At 40.8% G+C, this 12495-nt stretch carries 5 protein-coding genes and 1 pseudogene; 4 read left to right on the top strand and 2 right to left on the bottom strand.

Translation table 11 applies throughout. The features are described from left to right. The first annotated feature begins 42 nt into the window (after positions 1-42). The 3 genes from IPI59_06745 to IPI59_06735 all read left to right on the top strand — a co-directional run bounded on the left by IPI59_06745 (position 43) and on the right by IPI59_06735 (position 8067). Complete coding sequence (locus IPI59_06745) at positions 43-1884, top strand: peptidase M61 (protein MBK7527238.1); 1842 nt, start codon at positions 43-45, stop codon at positions 1882-1884. 472 nt (positions 1885-2356) lie between these two features. Beyond that, on the top strand, positions 2357-3988 hold the full coding sequence (locus IPI59_06740; protein ID MBK7527237.1) for a S8 family serine peptidase: 1632 nt from the start codon (positions 2357-2359) through the stop codon (positions 3986-3988). Between the two features lie 68 nt (positions 3989-4056). Then, a complete protein-coding gene (locus IPI59_06735) occupies positions 4057-8067 on the top strand; it encodes a DNRLRE domain-containing protein (protein ID MBK7527236.1) in 4011 nt (1336 codons plus the stop codon). 83 nt (positions 8068-8150) lie between these two features. On the opposite strand, the gene IPI59_06730 is transcribed toward IPI59_06735, so the two are convergent. Next, positions 8151-9734 carry a hypothetical protein gene (locus IPI59_06730; protein ID MBK7527235.1) on the bottom strand — a complete coding sequence of 528 codons (1584 nt, stop codon included), beginning with the start codon at positions 9732-9734 and terminating at the stop codon, positions 8151-8153. 399 nt (positions 9735-10133) lie between these two features. Between IPI59_06730 and mutY the strand changes: the two are divergent. Then, positions 10134-11242: pseudogene (gene mutY, locus IPI59_06725) on the top strand (A/G-specific adenine glycosylase). 58 nt (positions 11243-11300) lie between these two features. Here mutY and IPI59_06720 read toward each other — a convergent pair. Further along, positions 11301-12404 carry a hypothetical protein gene (locus IPI59_06720; protein MBK7527234.1) on the bottom strand — a complete coding sequence of 368 codons (1104 nt, stop codon included), beginning with the start codon at positions 12402-12404 and terminating at the stop codon, positions 11301-11303. Positions 12405-12495 lie beyond the last annotated feature (91 nt).

Here is a 12495-nt window from a genome sequence, read left to right as displayed (position 1 = left end):
TTTTTCATTAATAAAATATCTATTTTTTATATTCATTATAACATGTTGTTTAAATCCGTTAAAGTTTTAGTTTTTATTTGTATTAGCTCGTTTCTAATACATGCCCAAAATAAATATCAGTTTGCCATTGATTTGATTAATGTGCAAAACGACCAAATTAAAGTAACCCTAAAAACGCCCAAAATTGAAACGCGTAAAGCACTTTATATGCTGCCTTCGGTAGTGCCGGGCACCTACTCGAAATACGATTTTGGCCGCTACGTCGAAAACTTTAAAGCTTTTGACAAAAATGGCAAAGAACTACCCGTAAAACGCGATGGCGATAATTTATTCTATATTAAAAAAGCAAAAAATTTAGCTAAAATTGAATATTACGTAAACGACACCTGGGATGCTCCAAACAATAAGCCTTTTGTTTTTCAGCCCGGAGGCAGCAATATTGAATCCGGAAAAAACTACGCCCTTAACAGCCACTGTCTCTTTGGGTATTTCGATGGCTTAAAAACGCGCCCTTTCGAAATTACCATCAACAAGCCCGCCGAAATGTACGGCAGCTCGCCGCTAAAGAAAAAACAAGTAAATACTACCCAAGACATATTGTATGCCGACAGTTATATGCGCCTTGCCGACAGCCCGTTTATGTATTGCAAACCCGATACCGCTAATTTTAAAGTAGGCAATATGGCGGTGCAAATATCGGCCTACTCGCCAAATGGCTTGGTTGATGCGGCTTGGCTGGCAAACCTAATTAAACCAATGGGAGAGGCTTTAGGTAAATTTTTTGGCGGCAAACTGCCCGTTGATAACTACAATTTTATATTTTATTTTGCCGGAAGCAACCAAATGGTTAATCAAGACCCAGGCACCATGAGTGGCTTTGGCGCTTTAGAACACTCGTACAGTTCGTTTTATTATTTGCCCGAAATGCAAGGCGACCACCTAACCGGAATGGTAAACGAAGTTTGCGCCCACGAATTTATGCACATCTTAACACCGCTAAACCTGCACAGTTACGAAATTGGCGACTTTGATTTCCGCAACCCCAAAATGTCGAAACATTTATGGATGTATGAAGGCACAACCGAGTATTTTGCACAATTGGTATTGGTGCGCGGCGGCATTACCACTCCCGAAGATTTTATGAAAAATATGCGCGAAAAAATGCTGCTAGCCGAAAAATTTGACCCCATATCGTTTACCAAAATGAGCGCAGCTATTTTAGACAAAAATTTACAAGACGATTATTTAAATGTTTACCAAAAAGGAGCACTAATTGGCTTTGGCCTCGATGTATTGATTATGCAAAAAAGCAAGGGCAAAAAAGGTTGGCGCGAAGTAATGCTGCAGTTAGCTAAAAAATATGGGCCTAAAAAACCATTTGAAGACGACAAACTAATTGACGAAATTGTGAAAATGACTTATCCAGAAGTGCGTACCTATTTTGAAAAATATGTAATTGGCAATCAACCAATTGATTTTTCGGGTATATTGCCCGCTATTGGGTGGGAATATTTAGCCGAAGCCGAAGTTGAAAAGGCCGGCTACGGCGATTTTTCGATAGGATTTGGCGAAGGAAAACTAATGTTTGTAAACGTAGGCGAAAATCCACTGGGTATCCAAGAAAAAGATGCTCTTAAAAAAATTAACGGCCAAGAACTAAGTTTTGAAAATGCCATGGTATTATTACAAAGTTTATTTATAAGCGCCGAAATGAAACAATTAAGTATTACAGTAGAACGCAACGGGCAAGATGTTGAACTAAGCGGCAATCCAACTGTTACGCGCGTAAAAGAAAAAAACATAGTTAGGCCAATGGCAAACCCAACTGCCGAGCAAAAAAAATTAGCTGACTCGTTTTTTCAAGGTATAAATATAGAAAAATAGAATGTTTAAAAAAAATATGTTTAAAAAATCAAAAAACTTTGTCATTTTTTTGTAAAAAAATAAAACAAACTATATCTTTGCGTTTGTAATAGTAATTAAGTTGTTTTTAATACTTTTTTGGCTACCATTACAAATTAATTTTTATAGGCTAGGGCGCTTTTCTTATTTTCATAATTAGTTTACCTCTGTAGTTAATTCCTTCCGAATTCTACGGGGGTTTTTTTATGCCTATTGCAATAAAAATAGGCCTAATTATGATACAACTATAACTCATTTAAATTGCTTAACAGGCATTTTGGCACATGTGAATAGCTGAAAAAAAGAATTAATTAGTCAAAAATTGGCATTTTTCTCTTTTTTTTCTGTTTTTTCTTTCAAACATAGTTACTTTTGAAGTTTTTAAACCGTTCAATAGCTGGGTAGTTGGCTCATCGGTTATTAGCCGCCTTTTAACAAGTAAAAAACAGAATCTATGTACAAAAATTTACTCGTAATTTTCTATTTATGCCAAACACAACTGTTGATGGCAATGAATTACACGTGGCCATGCTTTGATGAGCCTTTTGTTTCTGTTAAAACTGAAAAAAACTTTTGTTCTCCGGAAAATGCACGCAAAGACCCTTGTTCCGAAGAAAATTATTGTCATTACAATGTAATTCCGGAAAGAAATTTACCCCATCAATCCGGAAAAATTTTTGTAAAAATAAGTGCTCAAAAAGCACAAAAAAGTGAAAAAGCCACTTTAAAAATGGCCAATCAATACTTCAAAAATCTAAAAAAACGGTTCGACGAAGTAAAAATTACACAGCCATTTGCTGCCCTCCCTCAAATGGCTAACGTGTGGCTAATTCAAATAAGCCCCGACTCGCAAGTACCCAAACTTATACACGAACTTGAAAAACTGATGTTTGTGGCCTACGCCGAGCGCGTACCTAACTACCAACTTTACTACACCCCTAACGACCCCGAACTGCCGCAACAATGGCATTTGCCACAAGTAAACGCCCAACAAGCATGGGATATTAGCAAGGGTAGCACCACAACTATTTTAGCCATAGTGGACGATGCCGTTTTGCTAAACCATACCGACTTGATAGACAATATCTATACAAACCCAAACGAAATACCCAATAATAATATAGATGACGACAACAACGGCTATATTGACGACGTAAATGGATGGGATGCCGCCGACCAAGACAATAACCCCAACCCGCCCGCATCTGCAACCGACACTTATTTTACACACGGCACTCATTGTGCGGGTATAGCAGCCGCAAGTACTGATAATAATACAGGCATTGCCTCCTTAGGATTTAATACCCGTATATTGCCCATAAAATGCAAAGCCAATAACTCCCCTTTTCCGCCCGCTATTGAAAGCCCCTACGAAGGGGTTGCCTACGCCATAGCAGCAAATGCAAATATTATTAGCATGTCGTGGGGTGGGTCGTTGTACTCGCAAACCTATCAAGACATGTTTACCCTTGCCCATAACGCAGGGATTATTTTAATTGCCGCCGCCGGAAACGATAACACAACCGACCCTCGCTACCCATCGTGCTACAACCATATAATAAGTGTAGGGGCAACTAATGAAGGCAACCAAAAAGCCGATTTTTCAAATTATGGCACTTGTATAGATATAATGGCGCCGGGTGTAAATATTTACAGCTCGTTAGCAGGCAGCCTCACTTCGTATGGGTTTAACAACGGCACATCAATGGCTTGCCCCTTAGTTGCAGGTTTAGCCGCCTTATTAGTGGGCTTCGATAACGATTTAACCCCCGATGATGTCGAAAACTGTTTGTTGACAACTGCAATTAATATTGATGCAATTAACAATCCGGATTATTCCGGAAAATTAGGTTCAGGCCTTATTGATGCCTATTTGGCTACGGCTTGTTTAATAACTACTCCTATCGTCAATTTTGAGGCAAATCCCATCTCCACCTGCAATAATACGCCCATACAGTTTACCGATAAAACTATACACAACCCCAACTGGGGCAGTGGACTTTTACCAATGGCCTGCCCGCTACCGACACAACGCAAAACCCCCAAGTTATTTGGAATACCGATGGCGACTTTGCTGTACAACTAATATCCTGTAATGATTTAGGTTGCGACACGCTTGAAAAAATTATTCATATAGGGCCACCAACCGCTTCAATGTACGGTGGGACAACCATAAATTTAGGCAACAATGCTGTTATAAGTGTTGATTTAACAGGTCCTAAACCATGGAATTTAACCTATACTGATGGTACTACTAATTTTGACTTAACCAATATCGAAACAAATCCTTTAATTTTAAATGTAAGTCCCGTAGCTACCACTACCTACAGTTTAGTATCTGTAAGTACTGCCAACTGCCCAACAGGAACTGTAAGTGGTAGTGCTACCGTAATTGTTGAGGGCGGTTGTGCCCTGCCAACTGCCTTTGCTAGAACCTACGGTGGTAATTTTGCCGACTATGGCCACGCTATATACCCCACCGCCGATTGCGGGTTTGTAACCGTAGGCACTACCTATAGTTTTGGCGCGGGTAATTACGATGCCTTAATAGTGAAAACCGATAACTTTGGCACAATGGAGTGGGCTACCGCTTACGGCGATGTAAAAGAAGATATTTTAACGGGCGTAATTCCGATGCCAAATGACGATGGCTATTTTGCTTGGGGCGTTAACACAGCGTACAACCCCGATGGCTGGGCCGACAATTTGATATTGCGTACCAACGCCAATGGCGATATGCTTTGGAAGCGCGTCTTTGGACAAGACATTTCAGACTATTTTGGCGAAATTATACCTTTGCCAAACGGGCATTTTTTGGGTGCCGGCATCTATAGCGTTTACTCTTTATTTACTACCGAGTTAGACGAAAACGGCAACACCCTTTGGATGCAAACCTACGACATGCAAAACAACGAATATGTGCGCAGGCTGCTTGCCCTGCCCGATGGCAGTTATTTGGTGTGTGGCGGTTTTCAAACAACAGGTAATACCTACGATATTTATTTGTTAAACGTTGACAGCCAAGGAAAAGTAAACTGGTCGCGGGGGTATGGCAATACCGAAAACGAGCATTTGAACGATATTATTCCAGCTACCAACGGCGGGTTTATTTTGGCAGGTAGCACCGACAGCGACGGCGCGGGCAAAACCGACGGGCTACTAATAAAAATAAACGAAACCAATGGCGACGTAGTTTGGGCTAAAACTTATGGCGGAATAGATAGCGAAGCGTTTACCCGTATTCGCAAAACCTGCGATGGCAATTATTTTGTATCCGGAAACTCACAAAGCTACAATAATGGCCTTCCGGATGTGTTTTTTGCCACCGTTGACGAAGACGGTAATTTATTAACCGCTAAGATTTACGGCAAAGAAGGCTCGGAAGAAACTTATGACTTAGCAGCTACCGGCGACTGTGGAATGGCTTTGTTAGTGCGGCAAACCAACCTTGGTACGGACGATACCGATTTGTTGTTACTTAAACTAAACGACTCAATAACCCCCGAATGTTTATACACAGAAGTATCTCCAAACGTTGAAACTATTAGTATAAATAAAACAAATTTAAGCGCCAGTGCCTCGCCTGCGGCCTTTGCCAATCGTACCGACAAAATTGTTCAAAATAATGCCCCACTAACCCCAACCGACTCGCTTTGTACTGCCTGTCAAAAACCATCTGCCGAGTTTGCCATTGTGCAAAACCAATTTACTTTTCACTTTTTAAACCAATCGTATCAAGCCGAAACCTATCAATGGTGGTTTGGCGACGGCGCCACCGATACCATCGAAAATCCGGTTTACGAATATAAAACATCCGGAACCTATGACGTAACTTTGGTAGCCTCGAACGGCTGCGGCTCGGACACAATTACCAAATCAATTATAGTTGATGATATAGATTACTGCAAATACGTATTACAACCCGGAACAGTAAAAGGTAAAGATGCCTATATTTTTAGCAGGCAAGACCAACTGAATGTAAACAATAGTCAAGCGGCATTTAATTATGCTATGACGTGGACATGGAGCGGTATTCCCGGAACTATGCGCTCGTTAATTGAATTTGACCTTGGCTTAGTATGTTTAGATGACAATTTAAAAGCTGCCTATTTGAGTTTGTATTACCCCGAGTTAGCACAAAACACCAAACATGCCGGAGAAAACGAAGCATGGCTTCAGCGTGTTATTGACCCTTGGAACGAATACACTGTTACGTGGAATAACCAACCCCCTACTACCACCACCAACCAATATAGTATTGCAAAACTAAACGGAACACAAGACTTGTTAGATATGGATGTGTTGCCCTTGGTTACCGACATAGTTAATAATCCGGATGATGGCTATGGCTTTTTATTTAGGCTGCAAACCGAAGAAACTTACCGCTCGTGGTCATTTGCCTCAAGCGACCACCCAAGTCCGGCAAAGCGCCCTAAATTGGAACTCCACTTAACAAAAGCCGAAGGCAAGGTAGATAAGAAAAATGTAGCCATTTGCCAAGGTCAAACCATTGATATTGGCGCAAGTGGCGGTATGCACTACCGCTGGTGGCCAACAGATGGGCTAACCTGTACCGACTGCCCCAACCCAACTGCCAGCCCCGACAGCACCACTACTTATTATGTGGCCATTTTTAATTGCGAGTATTGCGCCCATTTAGACTCGGTGCGCGTGTTTGTAAACAAAGTAGATATTGAAACCGGCGATGCCATAGCTATTTGCCAAGGACAATCGGCTCAACTGTGGGCAAGCATAGAAAGTGCCGACTATCTTTGGTCGCCTGCAACGGGCTTAAACGACCCCACCATTCCAAATCCAATAGCTACCCCCGATACCACTACGCAATACGTAGTAACTGCTACTTTCCCAAACAACTGCTCGGCCTCCGATACGATTACCGTTTATGTAGAGGCACCGCCAGCTATAAACTTACCTCCGGATACTAATTTTTGCAGTTTGCCGTTTAGTATGTTGTTGGGCAACCCCGGCGTATCAAACTATTATTACGAGTGGTCGCCAGCTACTGGGTTAAGCAACCCCAATATTGCCAACCCAACTGCAACTGTTAACCAAACCACTGTTTACACCCTAAAAGTTACCAACCAACAAGGGTGCAGCGATAGCAAAAGCATAACCTTAACCTACCAACCGCAAACCTACGATCTTGGCCCCGACACCTCGTTGTGTGGCCTAAAGAACTTTACCATAGTAACCCCCGGTTTATACGAGCAATATCTTTGGAGCGATGGCAGCACAGAGCCAAATTTGGTGGTAGCGCAAACAGGATTTTATGCCGTAACAGTAACCGACAAGCAAGGTTGCACTGCCTCAGACACCCTATTTGTTGAACTTAAAGACTCGCCCCTGAACGCCAGTTTTACAACCCCCGACGCCTTATGCCCCGGCGAAGAGTTGCAAATTAACTTTTCGGGTTATGCTCCTCCGGGCAGTATTTTTAGTTGGCAAACTTCGTGGGGGCAAACCTTAGAAGGCGAAGGACCATTTTTATTAACTATTCCGGACGAGGAATGGGCAAATAGCTCCGGACAAATTACCGTTACCCTAATTTTAACTCAAGCCGACTGCACAACATTCTTTGAAAAAAATATCACCTTATCTTCCTTAACCGTACAAACCATTGCCGACACTACTATAATACCGCCTGCACAAGTACTTTTAACCACCACTACCGTAAACACCCCACTTGCCGACACGCCAGTATTTACCTGGACAGCAAACGGCGAGCCCCTAATTTGCGACCCTAATTGCCAGGCACCAATTGTGCAACCCACCGAAACTACTACCTATATTGTTACAGCAACAAACGCCAATGGCTGTATAAGTGCTGATACTGTTTTGGTAAGCGTTGAACAAGCAATAAAAATAATGTTTCCATCGGCGTTTAGCCCAAATAACGATGGTTTGAGCGATGTGTTTGCGCCTAAAATCAATCATCCGGAGATTAAATTAACCTGGCAAGTTTATAATCGCTGGGGGCAGTTAGTATTTACATCAACGCCCAACGAACCTATACAAGGCTGGAACGGCCAATTGCCCAACGGCAACCAAGCACCGGCCGGTGTATATGTTTATTATGCTAACTATTTCAACAACATAAACGGCAGCGAGCAAATACTTAAAGGGAATTTAACCTTGCTCCGATAAAATTTGAAAAGCCACACCTAATTGTTGTTAAGTGTGGCTTTTTTTCTTGTTTTATTTGTTTGTACCCATTTGGTTTGGTGCGTTTAGTTTTTTTGTTGACCTAACTGATTTCTAAGTTGTTCGAAATAACGGGGTAGCGGCACACCTTGTATCTTGCTTTCTAAATAGTACATAAATTCAAAATAAGTAAGGGCTCTTTGTTCAGATGGTTCGGCCTGGAGGAGTGCTTTAAGTTCGTCATGCAGTTCTTTATACAAAGGAGTAGTTGGTTTAAAATCGGGTTGGTCAATTGCTTTCCGGATAAATTTAAGAATAAGTCCTTCGGTTTTAAATAATCGCTGCCGTCCTTGCAAAAAGCGGTAAGTCGAGCGGGCGGCATTTTCGAGCAGCAGGTCGTTGCCCAGCTCAAAATGAATAAGTAAAAATAGAATTTTGGCAAAAGCATAATTGTCGGCGGCTTCTTGTTCGGCTTGTTTGTCGTTAATTATTTCGAGGACGGCATCAAGCGCTTCGGGGTATTTGCCATTGTAAAAAAACACACAGGCAGCATTAAATCTAAACAAAATAGCCATAGAAGGCTGAAAATTATACTCATTTAACCGCGAAATTACCTCGGCGGCATAAGGCAGGGCCTTGTCCATTTCGTAGGTATTGACGTAACGCACCAATCTAAACTGGTAATACCTCGAAAAAGCTAAGCGTTGCAGTTTTTTGGGAAAAGGAACTTCGGCATGCTGCTGCTGTAAATTATGAAATTGCTCAATTAATACATCAAACTCGGCCAGTTGGCTGCCGTCTGATAGTAATGAAATCAGTACCGAGTCTAAACTAACAAAATAATCGGTAGGGCGTTGTTTTTGCTTGTTGGCATCGTTTAAAAACAAGTCGAGTCGCTGCCTGGCATGTTGATATACCAACTGGTGTTGCTGCTGCATATAATATGCCTGCATATAAATTTGGTGATAAAGCAATTGCGCGCCAAAACTAAGATTGGTTGGCGGTGCGCTTAATAAAGGATGATTTAATATAGTTGATAAGCGCGCTGTCATTTCTTCGTTGCGAAGGTGCAGACCTGTTTCTGCCTGCATCCGGAAAATTTCGTTGTTAAGGTCGTTTAAGGTCATTTCTTCGGCAAATTGCAAAGCATTTAAACGGGCTGCTGTTATTAACTCCGTCCGCTCGTCAATTTGTGTAACAGGTGTTTGTTTGTAAGCATCATATGATATTTGAGCGGCAAAGGGTTGCAAATCGCTTTCGAGTGCGGCTTTCCGGGCATTGTCGAGCTTTTTTACAGCGTGTTTACTTAGTTCGCGGCGTTCTAAGGCATTGGCTTGTAAAAACAAGGTTATCGTTTTTGTATAATTGCTGCGATTAGAGTCGTACTCGCAAAGACAGTCTAAAATAAGATTATATAAATAATTTTTTGCCACCGAGAATTGTTTGGCAAAATTTTGTTTGGCAAATTTTGTCAGCAATTTTGCTTCATCGTAGGCAGTTTGTTTATCAATAGCGTCAAAAAGTTGCAAATAAGGATTTTGTTTTGAATTTGCATCAAGGTTTGTTGTTTGGCTGCTTTGCTGTTTGTAGGCATATCGTTTAAAATAAGCTTTTTCGGCAGGTTCTAAGGCTTTTATTAGCTCAAACAGGTCGGTATTAATAATGGCCATAAAGTATTATAATTTAAAAGCTAAATACAATGATTATGTTTTATCCGGAAAGTGCTATTTTGATTCAAGTGTTTTATCAATACTTATTTTTCCGGAAATTGTTTAAATACGTTCAGATGGGCAGCATCTCCTTTCGCGTTTAACGAATTTCATACACCTTCTAATAAATTAGTTAAGGTCTCAAATTGGCTCTATAAGCTGTATCTTTGTGTTATTAATTAAAGTTTTTGAATAATTTTTTTTTATTTCTTGTTTCTTGTTTGCGCAAAATTAATTAATTAACTGTATTTTTTTTGTAAGCTTGCCCAATTGGCAACTGAAAACTAACCATCTTTAACATTGATTTTAAAACGGTTAAAATCAAGATAAATAAACCATAAAAATTTTATTTTATTTTTTGTGCATAGGTTTACTGCCGATTTACTGCAATGGTGGGCGCAAAACAAACGCAACCTGCCTTGGAAAAACACAACCGACCCTATTTAATATGGTTGTCGGAGGTAATTTTGCAACAAACCCGCGTTGAGCAGGGCTTACCATATTATTTGCGTTTTATTGAAGCCTGCCCCACCCTAACCCACTTGGCCAATATGCCCACCGATGCAGTAATGCGGCTTTGGGAGGGATTGGGTTATTATTCAAGGGCACGAAATTTACTGCAAACCGCGCGTATTATTGCCAACGAGTTGCAAGGAGTTTTTCCGGATACTTATGATGGCCTGCTGGCATTAAAAGGGATAGGTGCTTATACCGCCGCAGCTATTGCCTCGTTTGCTTATAATTTGCCCCACGCTGTTGTTGATGGCAATGTTTACCGGGTATTAGCGCGCTATTTGGGCATAGAAACCCCCATTGACAGTACAGTGGGCAAAAAACAATTTGCGCAGGCAGCCCAAATTTTATTAGAAGGTGCGCCGCCTGCACATTTTAACCAAGCTATTATGGATTTTGGTGCGCTGCAATGTGTGCCTTTAAATCCTAATTGCAACAACTGCCCTTTGCAAACGCATTGCCAAGCCTTTTTAACTAACCAAGTGAACAGGCTGCCAGTTAAAGCCAAAAAAATACAACGTACTGATAGGTTTTTTCATTATTTTGTCATGCAATATGACGATCAAACCCTTATACACAAACGAACAGGTAAAGATATTTGGCAAGATTTATGGCAGTTTCCGGTGGTTGAAACGCGGCAATTACATGATTTTACAAGTTTTACAGGCCATACCCAATTTCATCCGGAGTGGTTGCCAAACAATTTTTTGCAGTTAGTTCGGCAGGTATCGCCAATTTTTAGGCAACAACTAACACATCAAACGGTATTTGCCTGCTTTTACGAGTTGCCCCTGCACCCTCAAACGCATTTGCTGCCCGCCGATTGGCTAAAGATGCCTAATAATGAGCTAAGTCAGTATGCTTTTCCCAAAATAATTAACCTCTATTTAAGCCAACAACAGCAAGTTCAAAACGAACAAAAAAATAATGGCCAGCAAATACGGTTGTTATTTTAAATTTTTAGAATTTGTGCGCTTAGTGCGCTTAACGATTGTATATTATAAACAAAGTATTTCAGCGCAAAGTCCAGGTATATATTAAAGCCGGAGGCTGATTTTGCGCCTCATTTAACTCGGGCCACAACATGCGTATCAAGCCAAAACCATCGTAATAGTAGTGGTAAAAATTTTTTTCGTAGTTAGCAGGTGGCAGCCCTTTGTTCTTATAATTATATCCGGCAGGATTGGTTTTTAATTGGCTGCTATTAGTTACTACTTGTGCCTTATTATAAGTGTGCAATTCGTGGTAAAGGGTATCGCCGCGGAACGAAGAGCGCAATAATTTTTGTTGTAAGCTGTCGAATGGGGTGTAGGTGTAGGTTTGTATTGGGCCGGTAGTGCCGGTTTTCCGGATTATTTTGCCTTGCTTGTTGTAAGTAATTTCTTGTCGGTTTAGTAGTTGCCCATCTTGGTTGGTAAGTGTAGCGGTAGCGCGGCCTCCATTATGGCTATACACAAAAGTTTCGGTATTAATTTGCTGTGGGTTTTGGCTATTAGTGGTTTGTATAGTGGCTATTTGTGGTTTGTTGTAATTAGCCGACTGTCTGAAGTAGGTGTATTGGGTACAGCTAACTAAAATATTGCCAATATTATGGTACATGCTGCTAAGTTGAGGTGCCGAAGAAGCATTTTGTTGCACAACGTATTGATACCCCCACTCCATTAGCCATTGCCCATATTGATTGTAAGCGGTAAGGTATTGTAAATAGCCATCCGGATAGTAAGAATAATAATACACAACAGGTTGCCCGTCCATGCCAAGGGCCCAGTGGATATAAGGTTGGTTATTATCGTTAAGCCAATATACCTCTAAAAGCTGGCAGTCAGACACGTTAATATAATTGTTATAATTAAAATAATAATCTTGATGATGTTGTTGTTCTTCTTGCTGGCTATCCGCATTGTACTGGGGCGCACAGCTATAAACAGCCATATTGTTTACGCAAATACCACTTTGTGGATTAGGCAAAAAATAGGTATTTGGTATTGGATATTGGTTATACGCATAGGTAAAATAAGAACCATATCCGGAAATAAGCAGGAAAAAACACGTAAAAACGCATCTAAAATTTACTAATGCATCTCTTAAAAATTTGACCACAACCGATACTTGTTTCATAGAGCAAATTTACACAAGTTTTTTTTTGAAAATGAAAATACAATAACGTAACTTTGCCCGTTCGAATAAACCACCGACACTAAAAAATAAA

The sequence above is a fragment of the Sphingobacteriales bacterium genome, assembly GCA_016706405.1.
In the GTDB taxonomy this organism is placed as follows: domain Bacteria; phylum Bacteroidota; class Bacteroidia; order Chitinophagales; family UBA2359; genus BJ6.
This window is presented reverse-complemented; position numbering and strand designations above follow the sequence as displayed.

What these genes read in the sequence shown, in the direction of transcription:
- IPI59_06740 (MBK7527237.1), top strand. Translation starts at nt 2,357, where the DNA reads ATGTACAAAAATTTACTCGTAATTTTCTATTTATGCCAAACACAACTG.
- IPI59_06730 (MBK7527235.1), bottom strand. Translation starts at nt 9,734, where the DNA reads ATGGCCATTATTAATACCGACCTGTTTGAGCTAATAAAAGCCTTAGAA.
- IPI59_06720 (MBK7527234.1), bottom strand. Translation starts at nt 12,404, where the DNA reads ATGAAACAAGTATCGGTTGTGGTCAAATTTTTAAGAGATGCATTAGTA.
- IPI59_06745 (MBK7527238.1), top strand. Translation starts at nt 43, where the DNA reads ATGTTGTTTAAATCCGTTAAAGTTTTAGTTTTTATTTGTATTAGCTCG.
- IPI59_06735 (MBK7527236.1), top strand. Translation starts at nt 4,057, where the DNA reads ATGTACGGTGGGACAACCATAAATTTAGGCAACAATGCTGTTATAAGT.